Origin of the sequence: Rickettsia slovaca 13-B (genome assembly GCF_000237845.1) — a bacterium.
Classification (GTDB): Bacteria; Pseudomonadota; Alphaproteobacteria; order Rickettsiales; family Rickettsiaceae; genus Rickettsia; species Rickettsia rickettsii.
On the sequence record NC_016639.1, the window covers coordinates 847444 to 866762 of the forward strand.

Here is a 19319-nt window from a genome sequence, read left to right on the forward strand (position 1 = left end):
AGGAAACACGGCACGCAGCACCGCAGCGTACAAAAAGGAACGTGAGATGCGAGTACCGGATTGATGTATACCGCAAATACTTCAAAAGTTGGAAGCCAAATAAGTGGTGAGCCTGCGGAGCGTAGAAAACTACATGAGCAAAGGCGAAGCCTAAAATTTGACGTACCAAAGCTTGAAGTATCAAAGGTATACAAATTACTTTTAGAAAGAGGTTATACAGGAAGACTATTGCAACAATTAGGAAATTACATATGTCAGCAAATACGCAAGATAATCAGGCAAATAATAACGACACTATAGAAATACAGGAAACTGAGGTAGTGCCTGCAGAAACAAATTCTTTACAATCGGGGTTAACAAGCTTAATACCGATGGTTTTAATTTTTGCTGTATTTTACTTCTTATTATTACGTCCACAAGAAACACGACGCAAAGAAAGAGAGAAATTAGTAAGTGAAGTTAAAAAAGGCGAAGAAGTTCTAACAAATAGCGGCATTTATGGTATTGTGACTAAAGTAAGTGAAAATGACAATAATATTGAAATCGAAATAGCTAAAGATGTACGTATTAAAGTTTTAAAAAGTGCTATTATCGATATAACTAGTCGTACAAAAGAAGTAGCAGTAAAAAAAGAAAACAAAAAAAATAAGAAGGTAAGCGGTGCAAAAGCTTCCTAAGTGGAAAATTTTTCTTTCAATTATATGTACGGTTTTTGCGGTTATTTGTGCCTTACCTAATTTCATGCAGGTAAACTCTAAGTTTCTACCTCATGATTCAGTAAATCTAGGACTTGATCTTAGAGGAGGAGCCCATTTATTACTCGATGTTGATTTTGACACCTACTTAAATGATTCAATGGAAAATCTTGCCGACACTTTACGCAAAAATTTTCGTGAGGATAAAATCGGCTATAAAAATCTGTTAGTTAGACAAAATAGCATTCAATTAGAAGTAAGATCGCCTGAGAAATTAAAGCCGTTAAAGAAAATAATTAATAAAATCGATCCAGAAATTATCGCTGAAGTAAATGAAAATAAAATAAAGCTTAGCTACAGCGAATCTAGATTAAATGACTTACTTAATAAGGTAGTAGACCAATCTATTGAGATCGTTCGCATGAGAGTTGATAGTACCGGCACTAAAGAGCCGACCCTACAGAAACAAGGCGATAAGCATATATTACTGCAAGTTCCCGGTGAAGAAAATCCCTCTTACCTGAAGAATATATTAGGGAAAACTGCAAAGCTAACTTTTCATTTAGTTGATGAAAATGCCAATATCGAAGAAGCGGTAAAAGGACATGTTCCAGTAGGTTCAATGCTAGTTAAGGGAGATAACGAAAGTCATGGGGAGTATTATGTCGTTATAAAGAAAAAAGTTGTTTTGGGTGGGGATCAGCTTACAACCGCTTCAGCTTCTTTTGACCAAAATTCGCAAGCGGTAGTTGCTTTTTCTTTCAACAATTTAGGTAGTAAAATATTTGGTGAAATAACTAAAAATAATACCGGTAAACGCCTTGCTATAGTTTTAGACAATAAATTACTAAGTGCTCCAACGATAAACGGAGCGATTATGGGCGGAAGCGGTATAATAACAGGAAATTTTACCGTTGAGTCGGCAAATGAGCTTGCACTATTATTGCGAGCCGGTTCGCTTCCTGCCCCACTTAAAATTATTGAAGAGAGAAGTATAGGTCCAAATTTGGGTGCTGATTCTATAGAGTCGGGCAAAAAGGCAGGACTTATAGGATTTATAGCAGTGTGTATATTTATGGTTTGGTCTTACGGTGTGCTTGGTTTATTTGCCAATATAGCCTTAAGCCTTGCATTGTTATATATTTTAGCTTTACTTTCACTTTTCCAAGCTACTTTAACTCTGCCGGGAATTGCAGGAATAATACTCACTATGGGTATGGCTGTTGATGCTAATGTATTGATTTACGAAAGAATTAAAGAGGAACTGCATAAAGGAGTGTCTAATCTTTATGCTATTAGAACCGGTTTTGAATCTGCGTTTGCCACTATCCTTGATGCTAACCTAACTACTTTAATCGTTGCTTTTTTACTTTATATATTTGGAGTAGGTGCAATAAAAGGTTTTGCCGTTGCATTAACGATCGGGATTATATCTTCAATGTTTTCGGCGATTATCATTACTAAATTGTTAATAGATATTTGGGTACAATATTTTAAACCTAAAAAATTAGGGCTTGTGTAAAAGAGTAGACTTTGTTGTATGGTATTTTTATGTCATTCCCACGAAAGCGGGAATCCAGTAACCTTTAATGTCATCCCGCAACTTGATTGCGGGATCTCAGAACACGGCCTATGATATAAGATCCCGTAGTCAAGCCACGGTATGACATTTTCACTTTTCTCTGGATTTCTGCTTTCGCAGGAATGACATAAGAGCCATACAGCAGGACTAGCTAGGATGACAACGCAAAAATGGATAATATCTTATGAAAATACAGTCAAATGTTATAAAAATAATTATCGTAATTAGCTTATTAATAGGAGTAGGAGCATTATATTTGTTGTTATCTTTAAGAACGCCTGAAAAGCCACTTGCCGGTCAAGTTAATATCTATGAAGATAACGTAAAAATCGGCGGTGACTTTGAACTAATAGACCAAAATGGAGAGATATTTAATAGTGATAAGTTGAAAGGCAACTTAAGCCTCATTTACTTTGGATTTACTAGTTGTCCTGATATATGCCCAACCTCTCTAAATAAAATGACGGAGATTGTAGAAATTTTAAATAAACATAAAATAGATATTCTACCTGTTTTTATCACTATTGACCCAAAACGTGATACTCCTATAGCACTTAAAGAATATCTAAAACATTTTCATCCGAAATTTATAGGTCTTACCGGTAACGAGCAGCAAATAAAAGATGTAACTGATAAATTCAAGGTTTTCTATGCTCGTGTGTATGGTGATGATGACGACCCGAACTATATGCTTGATCATTCATCTTTTACATATTTAATCGATGCAAACGGAAAATATCTGAAACATTTCTATTTAGATTCTTCACCTAAGGAAATGATGGAATTTTTAAGAAATGAATAATTATATATCGGTAGCGTATTTATTTACCTTTTTAACCTTAGCGACATTGTTAATTGTAAGTTTTTTAAATTACAAGTCATTGAAAAATAAACAGAACTTTAATGCAAAAGAGAGTAAGAAATAGATTAATAACAATAATTATTTGTTTTTGCTCAGCATGTTTAGGAATTAGTATAATACTTTACAATTTAGAGAAAAATATAGTATTTTTTTTGCCGCCGTCAAAAATTAATGAAATAGAACAAGGCAAAGAGTTAAGAGTCGGTGGGCTTGTTAAAACAGACTCAATAAATAAAATTGCTGATGATAAGATAAGTTTTGTTATTACCGATAATATTAAGGATTTCGAGATATTATATCAAGGAGCCCTTCCGGCTCTATTTCGTAAAGGACAAGGAATTATTGCCATCGGGCAATTATCGAACGGGAAATTTATAGCAAGACAATTACTTGCAAAGCATGATGAGAATTACAGACCTCCGCAATAACAACGTCATTGCGAAGAGCGAAGCGACGTGGCAATCTAGTAAAATAGGCCCGAGATTGCTTCGTCGAATTACGTTGTAATTCTCCTCGCAATGACAAAAAATAACTAAACCAAATAAATAAAAACATGTTTATAGATAAAATCAAAGCAAAAGCAAATAATTACGAAATAAACGTAATTATCGAAATTCCGATGAATAGCGGTCCAATCAAATACGAATTTGACAAAGAATCAGGAGCAATCTTTGTTGATCGCTTTATGCAAACTACCATGAGCTATCCATGCAATTACGGTTTTATTCCTCATACTCTTTCAAATGACGGTGATCCGGTAGACGTACTTGTCGTAGCTCATCATCCGGTAGTGCCTGGGTCGGTTATAAAATGCCGAGCAGTCGGTGTATTGATGATGGAAGACGAATCAGGGCTTGATGAGAAAATAATCGCAGTACCGACTTCTAAGCTCGATATTACTTTCGATCATATTAAAGAGCTAGATGATTTATGTGACATGCTCAAGAAACGTATCGTGCATTTCTTTGAGCATTATAAAGATTTAGAAAAAGGTAAATGGGTTAAAGTTACTGGATGGGAAAATAAATCAAAAGCAGACACTTTAATCAATGAAGGAATAGATAGGGTCAGCTAGGGATAAGAATTCATGACGTTGCTTGCATGGTGCTTGATGTCATTCCCGCGGAGGCGGGAATCCAGAAAAAGTAGCCTTAATCCCGATCTCAACAATTACACATTAATTAACAAAATAAACCTATAAAAACAAGTTTTTATTTTTTATAGGTTTTACTGGATTCCCGCCTCCGCGGGAATGACATCAGAAAAATAAGATAAAAAACAAACAGTGACCGACTTCTTGCATAACGTAGCTAATAAAGAGGAATTTGAAGGAAACACGGAACGCAGCACCGCAGCGTACACTTTAGTACGTGAGAATGCGAGTACCGGATTGACGCACAAATTACCTTTAGAAGCAAGTTATGCAAGAAGTCGATTATTTCGTTCAGGAGTCGTAGTAGCTTTTTGCACATTAATTTCTCGCATATTTGGCTTAGTGCGTGAACAGTTTATCGCATCATTATTCGGCTCTACGCCTATGGGTGATAGCATTAATGTTGCTTTTAAACTACCGAATCTATTTAGAAGAATTTTTGCAGAAGGAGCATTATCAAGCGTATTCATTCCTATTTATAATGAAAAAATGCTTATTTCTAAGAAAGCCGCTAATAATTTTTCAGGTGAGATTTTTACCCTTTTACTTCTGACATTAATAGTAATAATAGCATTAATGCAAATCTTCATGCCACAATTAATGCTGTTTATTGTTCCTGGATTTCACGGTAAAAAAGAAAAGTTTGAGCTTACGGTATTTTTATGCCGAATTACAATACCTTATTTAATATTTGTTTCATTAACGGCTCTACTTGGCGGAATATTAAACTCTATAAAAAAATTCGCTGCATTTGCTTTTTCACCGGTTATTTTAAGTATATGCGTAATAATTTTTACTTTAACATTTGATCATTATATAGAATCTACTATCTCAATTAGCTTATCTTTAATAATGGCCGGAATATTACAAGTTTCGTTTATGTTTGTCTGTGTGAAAAGAGCGGATTTAAACTTTCCGATAATTTTTAACCCAAGCGATCCCGATGTAAAAAAGCTTTTGATTAATATGGGACCGGCAACCATTAGCTCCGGCATACAGCAATTAAACCTTTTCATATCCCAATCTATTGCTAGCTTTATTGAAGGTGCTATTTCTATATTATCTTATGCCGACCGGATATATCAATTTCCTCTATCAATAATAGGTACTAGCTTCTCTACTATATTGCTACCTGAGCTGTCAAAAATCTATAAATCAAATGATATAGTAGCTGCAAAAAAAATACAGAATAATGCTATTAGAATGGGATTATTATTATCGTTGCCTGCTACATTCGGTATTATCATTCTATCTCATCCGATTATTAATATAATTTATGAAAGAGGAGTATTCACGAGCCAAGATACTACAAATACAGCTGAGGCTATTTCTGCGTTTGCACTTGGGCTCCCTGCTTTTATTTTGGCAAAAATTTTAACTCCTATTTTTTATGCTAACGGAGATACTAAAACACCGCTCAAAATAACCTTATTTTCAATAATAATTAATACCGGCATGAACCTATTATTAATGGATTCTTTGAAACATATCGGTATTGCAGTCGGTACATCTATTGCAGCTTGGTATAATCTAGGTTTATTATATAGCTATACTACAAAACAAAATAAGCTTCATATAGAAGCCGGTATAAAACTTTTCTGCGGTAAAATTTTGTTATGCTGTATATTAATGTCTATTATAATTGCTTTAATAAAGCATTATTATTTAGAATATTTTTATTCGGAATATTTACTGATTAAAGTCTGTATGCTAGGTAGTACAATTGCAGTTGGAATGGGAGCATTTTTCGGCACGGCATATTTATTAAAAACGGTTAATTATGATAATAACAACAAATAAGCACCAATCAAATTATCAGGATTGGCTAAAAGCCTTAGCTATTATAGCCATGATCATTGATCATGTAGGTTTATATCTATATCCTGAATTAACGATTATGCGGATCATAGGTCGTACAGCTATGCCAGTATTTTGCTTTTTTGCCGGTTATAATTTTCATGATAAACCAAAAACCCATATAATAATATTCGGTGTTTTATTACAAATATATACCACTGTACTATTTAAACAGTTTCTTACTATAAATATTCTAATCTCTATCTATTTAGGGCAATGGTATATTTATTATTTTCGTAATTCTTTAACTCGCTTTTTCTATAGCGGTTATTGTCATGCAATTATAATGGTACTATTGTGGTATATTAGCTGGGCTTTGATTGATTACGGAACTCTTGTAATTGCTACAATGATACTTGGATTTATTTCAAAACATGAGCAGGCAAACTTAAAACTTTGCTGTTTTATAGCAATTTTTGCTTCTTTCGTGCATTCAACTCTTTTTACTCTTGCGATTTCCTTTAATGAGTTTAATTTTTCAAATACTGACTTAATTTTAAACCTCACTTTCTTAACAATTACCTATATATTAATGATCCTAAGCGATTATTCACAAAAAATAGCTATAAATCTAAAATGGATAAGTCGCAATGTTTTATATATTTACTGCATACACATTATGATCTTACAATTCATATTCATCTATAAATACACATATGGTTTTAAAAATTGGTAAATAAACATTAATAATGAGTGACAGCGTAATTTAGTTAATATTAATATATTTAAATAAATTGATAATTAAATATATGAATATAATAGATCGTTTAATTTTGGATAATGAACAATATAAAGAGCAATTTAAAAAAAACAAACTATTTAAAATTAAGTTAGATAGTACGCTACGAAAAAATAAATTTCTTAAACATTTTCGGATTTGGTCAGACGAATTTCAAAAAATGGTATTAGCAAGAGTAGTGTTTTCTGAAACAAAAGAATTTCAACAACTTGCATGGGAGCATCTTACCGATGAATTTGGACATAATATAGAATTATTCCAAAATCTAGAAAATAATGAAGAAACTACAGATTCTATTTTTGAGGCCTTAGGTTCTTGGTTTACGCTAAAAATGATGACTCTTGGAGATAGTGAAAGAGCCGTCCTTGTCCATTTAGTAATAGAGTCTTGTGCTACTATATTTTATGCAAAACTAGGATCAATATTTTTTAATCATAAAGCAGCAAAACATTTCAAAACACATATGTATCTTGATCCTGAACATGAACAAATGGGAATAGATTTATTAAAACAAATAAACATTAATGATTCTTCTTTACTCACTATTCAAAAAAAAGGCTGGGATATGATTGACGCTCTGTTTACTAGACTTGCTGAAATCACACAGGATTAGCTTTAACTTATAGTATTCTAGATTTTATAAAAAAGCTTGCTTGCACGGTACGGTTTTTCATCATTGCGAGCGACTGAAAGGAGCACGGCAATCTCAGGATTTTGGCACGAGATTGCTTTATCGAATTACTGCGTAATTCTTCTCGCAATGACGGAAAAATCGATCCACGCAACAACGCCAATGTCAAGTGGAAATAGCATATTCAAACTAAACCAACTCGCTTACTTGAGATTTGGCAAAGAGCTTGATCTGAAAGTTAACAAAATTTACATTACCTTTTGAGCCTATTGCCGCAAATTTATACGCTTTAAGAAGTAGGTCATAATCGTCCGCTAAATCGGCGAAGAAAAATGCGATTTCGCCGCTTTGTTTTACTCCTAAAATCTCACCGCTACCTCGAAGTTTTAAATCCTGCTCAGCTATATAAAATCCATCATTAGTTTGTTTCATTATCTCAAACCTACCTCGTGCAACTTTTCTAAGCCTTTTAGGATTGTATAACAATATACAATATGACTGCAAACTACCCCGCCCTACTCTACCTCTAAGCTGATGAAGTTGAGCGAGACCAAATTGCTCAGCATTTTCAATAATTATCAAAGTGGCTTCAGGTATGTCTATGCCGACTTCAATAACGGTTGTTGCAACTAATATCTTAATTTCACCTTCCTTAAATTGCTTCATTATTTGGTCTTTCTGCTCGTTCTTCATCTTACCGTGAATAATACCGGTATAACCTTGATAGATATTGTCGATAGAGTTAAAACGATTCATCACATCCATCAATAAACTATCCTCTTCCGGCGTTTCTTTCTCTCCCTGCTCTATCAATGGACAAATCCAATATACCCGCTCACCTGCAATAAGCTTCTTATTTATCGCTACTATAATATGCTCTATCTTATTAACGGACATGGTATTTGTAGCGATAGGTAAACGACTTTTCGGCTTACCCATGAGCTTTGAGATAGTCATATCACCAAACATAGTAAGTGCAAGACTTCGAGGAATCGGCGTTGCAGTCATAACTAACACATCGGGATTTACTCCTTTATTTATTAAATTCAAACGCTGTTGTACCCCAAATCTATGCTGCTCATCAATAACTATATAACCTAATTTCTTAAAACTTACTTTTTCTTGAAATAAAGCATGAGTGCCGACTAATATATCAATCTCATCGTTGTCAAGTTGTATCATAATATTTTTACGAGCTGCCCCCAGTATCTTACCTGTAAGTAATCCGACTCTTATATTAGTATTTTTTAAAGCTTTAACAAAAAACTCATAATGCTGATTGGCAAGCAAATCAGTTGGAGCCATAAGCGTTGCTTGAAATCCAGTGGCTACCACATTTACCATCGTCAGCAGAGCTACCAAAGTTTTACCGGAGCCAACATCGCCTTGCAACAATCTCATCATTTCTATTTTATCGCTTTGATCACACTCTATTTCTTCTATGACTTGCTTTTGATAAGAGGTTAACTCAAATCCTAGCTCATTTAATATATTTGCTTGAATAGATACAGCTTTAGGGTAAATATTACCTTGTCTTCTACTTATTTGCGTACGTACATTTAAAAGAGATATTTGATTAGCGATAAGCTCCTTAGCTGCTAGTTGTTTTTTGGCGTTAGTATATAAATCGTCATTGCGAAGCCCCTTTAGGGGCTGCGGCAATCTAGAATTTATTAATTTTACATTACTGGATTGCTTCGTCGGCATGCATGCCTCCTCGCAATGATGGAAAACATGCAACATTTGCAAATTCTGCAATATAATATCTAAATAATCTTTTACTTCTTTATCTTCTATACTCTTACACTTCTCTTCAAATATCTCTATTGCTTTTATGATATATGAATATAACTGCTTGTTACTAAGTAAATATGTCAGGGAATAAATCGGCTCTATTTCTTTTGCGAGTTTAGGATTTACAATAAATTCAGGATGCGCAATTTGTAAGTAATGATCAAAAAATTGTACCTTTCCGCTGATAATATGAGAAGTACCAACTTGCAGCTTATTAAAAATAAACGGTGGGGGTTTATGAAAAAACACTAATAACAAAGAACCAGTATCATTGCTAGCTGTAATTTTTAAAGGCTGACTACTTTTCTTTGGTAAATTAATGCTCTCAACTACAATTTCTGTTTGGATTATGTCACCGTCTCTAACTTCAGTTAAATTAGGCGATAATATTTTATTTTGATATGAAACAGGTAGATAAAATAATAAATCACGAATATTGTTAATACCAAGCCTTTTAAGAGCAGATACGGTATCTTCACGTATATTGATGAACGTTTTTACAGAAGAGAATAAGAATTTTTCTAAAATAGTTAGCATATATAGTCATAATTATCTTATATACAAATATATATACTTTATAATACAAGAAGAATAATAAAATATACAAATTATGATTAATATGTCATTCTTGCAAAAGCGGGAATCCAGTAATTAAACGGTGCATACACAGTAAGTTTTGAAAATTAAAAGCTTGATGTATCGCGCTTTTTTCTGGATTGCTGCTTTCGCAGGAATGACATATTAATCATGCAACAAAGCCTTCTCTTATAAATCTAATTTTAACCCTGCTCTAACTATAGCTGAGGATTTTAAAGGCATACCTTCTATAAATCCCGCTGTTTTGTAACCGTCTGAGCCGACTATCTTAAATGTTTCATTTAAGCTAAGCTCAAAATTAACGGCTCCAAGTCCACCTTGCTTACAATTTTCTTTTAAAGGGGTAGCGGTTAACATTTTAGGCTGATTCCAAAATGTCGCTTCTAAACCTAAACCGATAAATTCAACTTTGACTAAGTTATTAGCTTTAACTCCGACACCGTAAGACTTAAATTTTTGATTTTTGCCGTAATTAATATTAACTTGAATATATTTGTTATCAACAACAAAATGGTTAACTAAACCACGCTCTAAACCGTATGGAGCAAGTATCGCTCTAGTAGCCGGTAAATATTTAACCGGTCCTAATTCAATCATCGGAATATTATTTAAGTTAATAAATGAATATCCTGAATAGAATAAAAACGGATCAAATAAATCTAAATAAGCATATGAAAAAATTTTATTTTTAGTAATATAATTTTTACCGTATATGGAGTTAATCGCTTTTACATATGTATTTATATCATCACCGCTTTTATCTTTGCCATCAAACTTAGTACTAAAAATATAACTTGCTTGCTCTAGTCTTGTCCATAAATAACCTATACCGTAAGTAGGATTAATTTTGTTACTTGCCATGTATCTATCTTTAATATTTTCAGATAACAAATAACTTGCTTGCATTCCCCCTGTATCTATAGCAATGTGCTTATGAACTTGCAAAGAATTAAAATCTTTAGTTTTAAAATATGTTGTACCCTCAAAAGGATCTACTTCATATTTTGTTACTTTTAAATCAAATTCTTTGCTCTTGCTCCATAACCTCCTATTTCATGATTACCTACCATACTCCAAGATGTAGCAGTAAATCTTGTAATATAACTTAAGATCTTCATAGCTATATTATCTGAATCGGCAAACATAGCATCATCTAATTGACGGTAACCTTCAATTAATGACATAGCAACATTGCTACTCGCTCTTGAGGACATATCTTTATCATAAGTCACTACATAACTATAATTTTTTTTAGAATTTTCTTGAATTGTTATATTGTCATCAATATTTGATGCAGTTACTAATACTGTTGATGAATACAAAAAACAAGCAGCAATGGTTAAATTTAATTTCTTGTAAAGTATTTTTTTAATATACCAAACTTGTGTATGTCCTTGACTTCTTTTGAAAATCTTCCTAATGTCTTAAATAATAGATATTAAATAATTTAAAATTTATGAATAAAATCTATCCTTCGGCTGAAGCTGCTCTTGAAGGACTTCTTTATGACGGCATGACTATAATGTCGGGCGGATTCGGTCTATGCGGTATTCCTGAAAATTTAATAAATGCACTTCTTAAAAGCAATGTTCAAAATTTAACAGTTATAAGCAATAATTGCGGTGTTGACAACTTCGGACTTGGGCTTCTTCTTCAAACTAAACAAATAAAAAAAATGATTTCTTCGTATGTCGGAGAAAATAAGATTTTTGAGCAACAATATCTTGATAAGGTTTTAGAGCTTGAGCTAAACCCACAAGGAACTTTAGCTGAACGAATTAGGGCTGCTTGTATGGGAATTCCGGCTTTTTATACTAAAACAGGTATAGGTACAATTGTAGAGGAAGGTAAAGAAACAAAGGAGTTTAACGGCAAAAAATATATAATGGAAACTGCCCTTCAAGCTGACCTTGCTATTATTAAAGGCTTTAAAGCTGATAAAAGCGGCAACGTGATTTATAATAAAACTGCACGAAATTTTAATGCAGTCATGGCAGGTGCCGCTAAAGTTACAGTTTGTGAAGTAGAGGAAATAGTTGAGGTGGGAGAGCTTGACCCTAACAATATTCACACACCTAATATTTTCATACAGCGATTAATAGTAGGTGAAAAATATGAGAAACGTATTGAGCAATTAACTGTCAGGGAAAAATAAGATATGCCTTGGAGCAAAGAAGAAATTTATCAAATAACCGCAGAGGAACTTAAAGACGGATTATATGTCAATCTTGGTATAGGTATGCCTACGCATGTAGCAAATTATATACCTCAAGGAGTGAATGTAATATTTCAAAGTGAGAACGGTATGCTTGGTATGGGACCATTTCCTTACGCAGGAGAAGAAGATCCTGATTTAATTAACGCCGGTAAGCAAACTATTACTGCTATTCCTGAAAGCAGCTATTTCGACAGTAGCTTTTCATTTGGGATGATTAGAGGTTCGCATGTCGATTTAACTATTTTAGGTGCTATGCAAGTCTCACAAACAGGCGATCTTGCCAACTGGACTATTCCGGGTAAAATGGTTAAAGGTATGGGAGGAGCTATGGATTTGGTCGCTAACACCAAAAGAGTAGTTATTATAATGGAACATAACGCAAAAAATGGCGGTGCTAAATTATTAAAAGAATGCAACTTTCCGTTAACAGGTAAAAAAGTAGTTAACAGAGTAATTACCGATCTTGGAATTTTTGATATTGATAAAGATGAAATGATATTAGTTAGACAAGCTGACGATGTTACTATTGAAGAAATAAAGTCTAAAACTGAAGCCGAGTTTATAGTTAATTTATAATATGGAGAATAAAATGGTTAAAGTAGCTATCGTAATATTATAGTAGATACGGTCATACTGCAAAAGTAGCTGAAAAACTAAATAAGAGCATAAAAGAAGCAGGAGCAAATGTTTCTTATACAAATAAATAAAGATAAACCTAATAATCTCGATTGGGATTTATTAGACAATGCAGGTGCTATCATTTTTGGAGTCCCAACCTATATGGGTAGTTTAGCCAGATCGTTTAAAATATTTATGGAAGCTACCTCAACTAGATGGGCACAACAAAAATGGAAAGATAAAATAGCTGCAGCTTTTACTAATTCTGCTTTTTATTCAGGTGATAAGTTTGCAGTATTCAGCAGCTATTTCACTTCGCTATGCAGCATTGTATGATTTGGGTCGGGCAAGCTGAAACTGCTCCGAATTTTTCTGATCATGAGATTCCTGATCCCAATAAAATTAACCGCTTAGGTAGCTGGTCAGGACGTATGACTCAATCTAACCACAAATCTTCTCCTGATATTACTCCTACTCAAGGCGATTTAAAAACTGCTAATTTCTTTGGTAAAAGAATAGTTGAAATAACTAAGAAGTTTAAAGGGTAGATTTATATGGTGTTTTATGTCATTCCCGCGGAAGCGGGAATGACATTTATTATCTAACAATTGATGGTTTTTGTGAGTTCCTATTATTAATTTTTTGAGCATGCGTAGTCATTTTAGCATCTCGTTCTCCTTTAGTTTTAAGCATTTTTGATTTATTCCTATTAACACTAGCATCACTCCAGTTACCACTATCGCTTTCACTGCTACTACTATCACTCACCTCTATAGCAAATCTTCGTGCGAAAATTGATTCAAGTCCACTAGGTTTGTTAACATTCTGAGCAGGCTTACTATGAGAATGTGTAACCGGTTTTCCTGTATTAGGGTCAAATTCAACTTTTTTTAGTTTTTTTGGCCCTACTATTTCTCTCATTAAATCAGAAGTATCTATAGAAGGACGTGGTTGATTTTCCAGTTTTTTAACCGTAGTAGATTCTACAGGCTTAGATAATGTCTCAGCCTGAGCCATAGGCGGAGGTGGAGGTGGAGGTGGAGGTGGAATGTTATTTTCCGGTAAAGGAGGCGGTGGTGGAGGTGGAATGTTATTTTCCGGTAAAGGAGGCGGTGGTGGAGGTGGAATGTTATTTTCCGGTAAAGGAGGCGGTGGTGGAGGTGGAATGTTATTTTCCGGTAAAGGAGGCGGTGGTGTTATATTATTTTCCAAAGGTTTAGCTAGGGACGCATTTGCTAATATTGGTTCTTTTTTTGAAGCCATGTGATTTGTAAGGTTACTTACTATCTTTTGTAACTTCTCATTGTCAGGTAATTTTGCAATTATATCCTTAATATTTCTTTCTTTATTTTCAATTAATTCCTCAAATTTATGCTTCGTTTTATATAATTGTTCATCAATCTTTCTAATTGTTCTAGTATTACTCTCTTTGTTTTTTGCTAAAACCTGCTCACTATTATTTACAAAAACATTTTTAACATTTTGCCAAATATTATTTAATTTTTCAAAAAATGTATGAGGTACTTCTGCCCTAATTTCAGCAACCTGTTTTTGTATTTCTTTAAGTTCTTTGATATTAGAATTTTCGGATATTAAATTTTGGATGTTTTGTTTTGTAGCATTTAAAGCATTATATTGTTTCTCTAGTGCTTCAGCATTAATGAATTGTAAGGGATTTGTCATATGTAGAGCTGAGAATCTTTCAGGTTTACTCTTATAACTAAAAAATACTTCCGATAATCTTGCTCTTTGATCTTTAGATAAATCTTTCTTTGTTAAATCCTTAAAATTTTTTTCGATTTCTTCTTGTAATGCTTGCTTTAAAGGTGCAGATTTTTCCGCTATATTATATATCTTATTATCAATATCTTTTAATATTTTATTATTATACTTTATTGCTTCATTTGTTAACTGTTCTTCACTTTTTATCAAAATATACTTTACATTAGAAACTGTTTTTACAAATCTTTTAAACCAAGGCAACGATCTATTATGTTCTTTTTCTAGTTCTTTAGTTTCATTTTGTATTTCGATTAAACCTTGCAACTGCTTATTTTGTTTGCATAATTCATTTACTTGGCTTAATATAGTATTTAAAGCATTATTTTCTTGTGCTAATAATTTATTTATATCTATTTCTTTAACCATGCCATACACCTAATATAAATTAATATCAGTATTATAGCAAATTTCTTGTACAAAAGCAAAGAGAAAGTTAATTTATGTAATGTATTTTGATAAATAAAAGATAGATAAACGAATATAGTTAACGTAATTTTAAGGATGATAAGCCTATAAGAGCAAATATAACTGAAATAATCCAAAATCTTATTACGACTTTTGATTCTGCCCAGCCGTGTTTTTCAAAATGATGATGGAGCGGTGCCATTTTAAATATTCTTTTTCCTTTAGTAGCTTTGAAGTAATATACCTGTAAAATTACGGATGCCGTTTCAATAACAAACAAGCCGCCGACTATAGCTAAAACTATTTCATGCTTAGTAATAACGCTAATAATACCAAGCACACCGCCAAGACTTAGACTACCGGTATCGCCCATAAAAACTTCTGCCGGTTGTGCATTAAACCATAAAAATCCAAGGCAGCTACCGACTAATCCCGCACATAACACCGTTAACTCTCCGGTATTCGGTATATAGGTTAGCTGTAAGTAGTTCGAGTAAATTAGATTTCCTACTAAATAACTTATTAAAGCAAAAGAACCGGCAGTAAAGGCAATAGGAACGGTAGCAAGACCATCAAGCCCATCCGTTAGATTCACGGCATTAGAAGAGCCGACTATAACAAATATAGCAAAAACTATATAACAATAACCAAGATCCAAACTTAAATTTTTAAAAAACGGTACGTTAAGTAAATGACTTGGACTTTTATCTAGATATTCTAGTAAAACACATATAATGAAGCTAATAATTCCTTGAAGCAAAAGCTTACTTTTTCCTCTTACTCCGTAATGATTATTTTTAGTTACCTTAGCATAATCATCCATAAATCCTATAATACCGAAACTAATAAAACCAAATAACGTAATCCAAATATATTTATTCGTTAAATCAGCAAGTAATAAAGTAGAAAGACAACTAGACAAAATAATCATAATGCCCCCCATTGTTGGAGTACCTACTTTTGTTTGATGCGATTCAGGTCCGTCTGAGCGTATAGGCTGACCGTTTTTTTGAAGAGATCGCAGAAATTCTATTAATATCGGACCCGTGATAAAGCTAAGGCTTAGAGTTATAATAATAGCAAGACCGCTACGAAAAGTAATATAGTGAAATAAATTAGCTATATGTGAATTATGGATATGAGGGAGTAAAAGATTGTATAACATTTGTAGATTTAAATTTAAAAGTATATTTTGATGTTATTCATTGTGCATGGATACCAAATCGTCATTGCGCACAGTCGTAGACTGCGCGGCAGCAATCTCGTCAAACATCCTGAGATTGCTTCGTCAATTACTACGTAATTTCCGCGCAATGACGGGCAACCAAACCACACAATATTAAAAATATCCTAGTGTATTTATTTATAATAATCAACAATCTTATCAAGTTTTACGCCTCTTGACCCTTTTATTAGAATCAGCTCATTACCTTCAAATAAATCCGTAATATGCGTAATTAATTCATCAACATTTTTAAAGTATTTTTTAGCTATTTTGGAAGGTAGTAAATCATTAATATATTTAGTATTTACTCCTACTAAATAGACCTTAGAACAAGCGGCATCTAATATGTACTGCACTAGTTTCTCATGTAATCGTTTAGAATTTTCCCCTAGCTCTAGCATATCGCCTATTATAGCAGTTTTATTCTCGGCAGGTACTTGTTTTAAATATTCTAATGCAGCTTTCATTGACTGCGGACTTGCGTTATAGTAATCACAAATTACACGACAATTTTGTATATTGATAATTTCCCCTCTTCCTTTAGTAGGAGAAATATTTGCTAAGTGATTTGCAGCTATCTCTATATCTTTACCTAATATATCGATAATTAAAAGTACACCGGTATAATTTTCGGTAAAATGCCGAGGAATAAACGGTATCGTTACATCTAAGACTTTATTATTTATCTTATACTTTAAGTAGACTTGCTCTCCTAGGTTCTCATATAAAATTAATTCTGCTGAAGTTTTAGCTGATCTACCGAAGCTATGTATATCGGTGATAGAAAGGTTTTTTAATATCGATAATATTTTGTTATAGCAATTAGTATCGGCATTAATAACGGCAATATCATTTTTGCTAAAATTTGCAAAAATCTCACATTTAGCTTCAGCTATCTCTTCAAGCGAGTTAAAAAATTCTAAATGAGCCTCTGAAATATTAGTAATCATGGCAATATTTGGCTTTAATATTTGAACCAGCTCTCTTATTTCACCTTTATGGTTCATGCCAAGCTCAAAAATAGCATATTCCGTATCATCAGCCATTGAAGCAAGATTAATAAGCATACCGAGTTTGTTATTGAAGTTACCTCGGCTAGCAAAAACTAGAAAATCATTTTGTAATAATAATACTTTCAGTGCTTCTTTTGTAGAAGTTTTACCGACGCTGCCTGTTATAGCTATAAATTTAGCTTTTGAATTCTCTCGTTTATATAAAGCCATTTTTTGTAGAGCTTCAAAACAATCATCGACTAAGATAATTTTATCTTTATCATTGATCTCTACTCGCTTACTAATAATTACGGCTGCTGCTCCTTTATCTATTGCATCTAGAACATAATCGTGACCATCTCTATTACCTTGAAGTGCTATAAATAAATTACCTTTTTTAACATCTTTGGAATTAAATTGCACTTCATTACAATTTATAGAATTAGAGATTGTTATACCGAGAACAGCACTTAAAGTTTTAGAGTTCCAGATCATATGTTTTTGTTATTTATGTGTTGTTGTATGGCGTGTTTATGTCATTCCCGCATAGGCGGGAAGCCAGTAAACATATAAAAAGCAAGCTTTTTATATGTTTATTTTATCAAATATGTAACTTCTGTATTAATATTAAAGTTATTTTTCTGGATCCCCGCTTCCGCGGAGATGACATCAAGGTTTTTTTAAAACTGTCCGGTACTATGGGTCAAGCCACGGGATGACAAACTTTTACACACTTCCTCACAACCTCAGCATCATCAAAAGGTAATTTCTTATCGCCTATAATTTGGTAATTTTCATGACCTTTGCCGGCAACTAATAAGATATCATCTTGTTTTAAATTATTTATACCGTATTTAATAGCCTCTTCTCTATTTGCTATTTCTGTATAATCTGCTTTCTCTATACCGCTTATGATTTCAGCTCTAATAAGCTTTGGATCTTCATGGCGTGGATTATCATCTGTAATTATGATGGTATCGGCACGTTTTGCGGCTATTTGCCCCATAAGACTTCTCTTTGCCTTATCACGATTACCGCCGCAGCCAAAAACTACGCTTAGCTTACTATCACGTAATTTAATATTTTTCAGTTCCGTTAAAGCTTTTTCAAGAGCGTCCGGAGTGTGGGCATAATCAACGAAGATATTAGTGTTATCTATTCTCTCCATTCTGCCTTTTACTGCTTTAACTTCTAGTAAAGAATCTATAACATCATCAAAAGCAAAACCAATATAATGAATGCTAAGAACAGCAATTAATAAATTACTAGCCTGAAAGCTACCAATTATCGGGGTATTAAAATTATATTCTCTATTATTAAATGTAAAATTAATATTTTGTCCTTTTAAAGAACCGTTAAGTCTAGTTATTTCTAAATCACCTTTTGTCCCAACGGTTATAAATTTAATATTATGATTATGTAGATAATCTTTAACAAACTCTATTTCTTCTATATCAGAATTTAATATTGCGATACCGTTCGGTAATAAATGATTTATAAATAATTTCAGTTTGGCTAATAAATAATTTTCTTTTGTATGGTGGTAATCTAGATGATCCTGACTAAAGCTAGTAAAACATGCGATATTTACTTTTATTTCCCTAAGTCTTGCTTGATCAAGACCATGACTAGAAGCTTCAAAAACTAAATATTCTATACCATTTTCAGCTAAATTATGAGCAATTTTTCTAAAGCTTAAATAGTCTAAAGTTGTTAATTCCGGTACATCATTTATAAGATTAACGCAGCCAAATATTTCTACCCCTATCGTACCTATAGATGCTGCTTTTTTCCCAAGTAACCAATATGTTTGAGCTATATAGGATACTACCGAGCTTTTACCGTTAGTACCGGTTACGGCTATTAGATCCTTTGGTTTTTTAGGATAGAATATTTCTATGGCTTCATATAAAGCTGCCTGCACATCTTTTACGTAAATTACTTTATCTATAACAATATTTTTTTTATTGTCCGTAATTACTAATACTGCACCTTTGCTTAAAGCATCCTTAATAAAATCATTTCCATCAGTATTCCGTCCTTTAATCGCAAAAAAGATATCTTTATCCTTAACGGTTTTAGAATTAATCGACAAACCTTTTACGTTATGTTGTTGAAATAATTGCTTTAGGTTATGGGACATATTTATTATGTTAAAAACGTGTTACC

General features: G+C 32.9%; 20 protein-coding genes. 13 read left to right on the plus strand and 7 right to left on the minus strand.

The window, feature by feature from the left end; genetic code table 11:
- Nucleotides 1-60 precede the first annotated feature (60 nt).
- From RSL_RS08020 to RSL_RS04630, 9 genes are all read left to right on the plus strand, one after another.
- Nucleotides 61-300, plus strand: a complete 240-nt coding sequence (locus tag RSL_RS08020; protein ID WP_010977496.1) for a palindromic element RPE5 domain-containing protein — start codon at nt 61-63, stop codon at nt 298-300.
- Complete coding sequence (gene yajC, locus RSL_RS04595; protein WP_004998024.1) at nt 252-677, plus strand: preprotein translocase subunit YajC; 426 nt, start codon at nt 252-254, stop codon at nt 675-677. Before RSL_RS08020 ends, yajC begins: the two co-directional genes overlap by 49 nt.
- Nucleotides 661-2217 carry a protein translocase subunit SecD gene (gene secD / locus RSL_RS04600; protein ID WP_014419879.1) on the plus strand — a complete coding sequence of 519 codons (1557 nt, stop codon included), beginning with the start codon at nt 661-663 and terminating at the stop codon, nt 2215-2217. Before yajC ends, secD begins: the two co-directional genes overlap by 17 nt.
- Nucleotides 2218-2461: 244 nt before the next feature.
- Nucleotides 2462-3079, plus strand: a complete 618-nt coding sequence (locus RSL_RS04605; protein WP_014273639.1) for an SCO family protein — start codon at nt 2462-2464, stop codon at nt 3077-3079.
- A 101-nt stretch (nt 3080-3180) separates the two neighbouring features.
- A complete protein-coding gene (ccmE, locus tag RSL_RS04610; protein WP_004998015.1) occupies nt 3181-3567 on the plus strand; it encodes a cytochrome c maturation protein CcmE in 387 nt (128 codons plus the stop codon).
- Between the two features lie 125 nt (nt 3568-3692).
- A complete protein-coding gene (gene ppa / locus RSL_RS04615; RefSeq protein WP_014273640.1) occupies nt 3693-4214 on the plus strand; it encodes an inorganic diphosphatase in 522 nt (173 codons plus the stop codon).
- A gap of 315 nt (nt 4215-4529) precedes the next feature.
- Complete coding sequence (gene murJ, locus RSL_RS04620) at nt 4530-6092, plus strand: murein biosynthesis integral membrane protein MurJ (protein WP_410527977.1); 1563 nt, start codon at nt 4530-4532, stop codon at nt 6090-6092.
- Nucleotides 6073-6825 carry a TraX family protein gene (locus RSL_RS04625; RefSeq protein ID WP_014273642.1) on the plus strand — a complete coding sequence of 251 codons (753 nt, stop codon included), beginning with the start codon at nt 6073-6075 and terminating at the stop codon, nt 6823-6825. Before murJ ends, RSL_RS04625 begins: the two co-directional genes overlap by 20 nt.
- Before the next feature lie 73 nt (nt 6826-6898).
- Nucleotides 6899-7501 (plus strand): hypothetical protein, encoded by a 603-nt coding sequence (locus RSL_RS04630; protein ID WP_014273643.1) that lies wholly within the window; start codon nt 6899-6901, stop codon nt 7499-7501.
- Nucleotides 7502-7708: 207 nt separating this feature from the next.
- Here the strand turns inward: RSL_RS04630 and RSL_RS04635 are convergent, their stop codons facing one another.
- From RSL_RS04635 to RSL_RS04650, 3 genes are all read right to left on the minus strand, one after another.
- Nucleotides 7709-9850 carry an ATP-dependent DNA helicase RecG gene (locus RSL_RS04635; protein WP_014273644.1) on the minus strand — a complete coding sequence of 714 codons (2142 nt, stop codon included), beginning with the start codon at nt 9848-9850 and terminating at the stop codon, nt 7709-7711.
- Nucleotides 9851-10078: 228 nt separating this feature from the next.
- A complete protein-coding gene (locus RSL_RS04645) occupies nt 10079-10855 on the minus strand; it encodes a hypothetical protein (protein WP_231287667.1) in 777 nt (258 codons plus the stop codon).
- A 68-nt stretch (nt 10856-10923) separates the two neighbouring features.
- Nucleotides 10924-11232, minus strand: a complete 309-nt coding sequence (locus RSL_RS04650) for a hypothetical protein (protein ID WP_041472097.1) — start codon at nt 11230-11232, stop codon at nt 10924-10926.
- 134 nt (nt 11233-11366) lie between these two features.
- Here RSL_RS04650 and RSL_RS04655 point away from each other — a divergent pair, with 134 nt between their 5' ends.
- From RSL_RS04655 to RSL_RS10085, 4 genes are all read left to right on the plus strand, one after another.
- The gene (locus RSL_RS04655) at nt 11367-12065 is read left to right on the plus strand and encodes a CoA transferase subunit A (protein ID WP_014273645.1); all 699 of its coding nucleotides are present in this window, start codon (nt 11367-11369) and stop codon (nt 12063-12065) included.
- Between the two features lie 3 nt (nt 12066-12068).
- Complete coding sequence (locus RSL_RS04660; protein ID WP_014273646.1) at nt 12069-12704, plus strand: 3-oxoacid CoA-transferase subunit B; 636 nt, start codon at nt 12069-12071, stop codon at nt 12702-12704.
- A 108-nt stretch (nt 12705-12812) separates the two neighbouring features.
- Nucleotides 12813-13082 carry a flavodoxin family protein gene (locus RSL_RS10080; protein ID WP_014419880.1) on the plus strand — a complete coding sequence of 90 codons (270 nt, stop codon included), beginning with the start codon at nt 12813-12815 and terminating at the stop codon, nt 13080-13082.
- Complete coding sequence (locus RSL_RS10085; protein ID WP_014419881.1) at nt 13079-13294, plus strand: hypothetical protein; 216 nt, start codon at nt 13079-13081, stop codon at nt 13292-13294. The genes RSL_RS10080 and RSL_RS10085 overlap by 4 nt, the downstream gene beginning before the upstream one ends.
- Before the next feature lie 49 nt (nt 13295-13343).
- Here the strand turns inward: RSL_RS10085 and rickA are convergent, their stop codons facing one another.
- The 4 genes from rickA to RSL_RS04690 all read right to left on the minus strand — a co-directional run bounded on the left by rickA (nt 13344) and on the right by RSL_RS04690 (nt 19293).
- On the minus strand, nt 13344-14894 hold the full coding sequence (gene rickA / locus RSL_RS04675) for an Arp2/3 complex-activating protein RickA (RefSeq protein ID WP_014273647.1): 1551 nt from the start codon (nt 14892-14894) through the stop codon (nt 13344-13346).
- A 118-nt stretch (nt 14895-15012) separates the two neighbouring features.
- Nucleotides 15013-16098 carry a phospho-N-acetylmuramoyl-pentapeptide-transferase gene (gene mraY / locus RSL_RS04680; protein WP_014273648.1) on the minus strand — a complete coding sequence of 362 codons (1086 nt, stop codon included), beginning with the start codon at nt 16096-16098 and terminating at the stop codon, nt 15013-15015.
- A gap of 194 nt (nt 16099-16292) precedes the next feature.
- Nucleotides 16293-17645 (minus strand): UDP-N-acetylmuramoyl-tripeptide--D-alanyl-D-alanine ligase, encoded by a 1353-nt coding sequence (locus RSL_RS04685; RefSeq protein ID WP_014273649.1) that lies wholly within the window; start codon nt 17643-17645, stop codon nt 16293-16295.
- Between the two features lie 208 nt (nt 17646-17853).
- Nucleotides 17854-19293: a UDP-N-acetylmuramoyl-L-alanyl-D-glutamate--2,6-diaminopimelate ligase gene (locus RSL_RS04690; RefSeq protein WP_014273650.1), complete on the minus strand. Its 1440-nt coding sequence runs from the start codon at nt 19291-19293 to the stop codon at nt 17854-17856.
- Nucleotides 19294-19319: the final 26 nt, after the last annotated feature.

Bases quoted from the DNA above. Each gene is read 5' to 3' on its own strand.
- yajC (WP_004998024.1), top strand. From the start codon at position 252: ATGTCAGCAAATACGCAAGATAATCAGGCAAATAATAACGACACTATA.
- RSL_RS04605 (WP_014273639.1), top strand. From the start codon at position 2,462: ATGAAAATACAGTCAAATGTTATAAAAATAATTATCGTAATTAGCTTA.
- ccmE (WP_004998015.1), top strand. From the start codon at position 3,181: ATGCAAAAGAGAGTAAGAAATAGATTAATAACAATAATTATTTGTTTT.
- ppa (WP_014273640.1), top strand. From the start codon at position 3,693: ATGTTTATAGATAAAATCAAAGCAAAAGCAAATAATTACGAAATAAAC.
- RSL_RS04625 (WP_014273642.1), top strand. From the start codon at position 6,073: ATGATAATAACAACAAATAAGCACCAATCAAATTATCAGGATTGGCTA.
- RSL_RS04630 (WP_014273643.1), top strand. From the start codon at position 6,899: ATGAATATAATAGATCGTTTAATTTTGGATAATGAACAATATAAAGAG.
- RSL_RS04635 (WP_014273644.1), bottom strand. From the start codon at position 9,850: ATGCTAACTATTTTAGAAAAATTCTTATTCTCTTCTGTAAAAACGTTC.
- RSL_RS04655 (WP_014273645.1), top strand. From the start codon at position 11,367: ATGAATAAAATCTATCCTTCGGCTGAAGCTGCTCTTGAAGGACTTCTT.
- RSL_RS04660 (WP_014273646.1), top strand. From the start codon at position 12,069: ATGCCTTGGAGCAAAGAAGAAATTTATCAAATAACCGCAGAGGAACTT.
- RSL_RS10080 (WP_014419880.1), top strand. From the start codon at position 12,813: ATGTTTCTTATACAAATAAATAAAGATAAACCTAATAATCTCGATTGG.
- RSL_RS10085 (WP_014419881.1), top strand. From the start codon at position 13,079: ATGATTTGGGTCGGGCAAGCTGAAACTGCTCCGAATTTTTCTGATCAT.
- rickA (WP_014273647.1), bottom strand. From the start codon at position 14,894: ATGGTTAAAGAAATAGATATAAATAAATTATTAGCACAAGAAAATAAT.
- mraY (WP_014273648.1), bottom strand. From the start codon at position 16,098: ATGTTATACAATCTTTTACTCCCTCATATCCATAATTCACATATAGCT.
- RSL_RS04685 (WP_014273649.1), bottom strand. From the start codon at position 17,645: ATGATCTGGAACTCTAAAACTTTAAGTGCTGTTCTCGGTATAACAATC.
- RSL_RS04690 (WP_014273650.1), bottom strand. From the start codon at position 19,293: ATGTCCCATAACCTAAAGCAATTATTTCAACAACATAACGTAAAAGGT.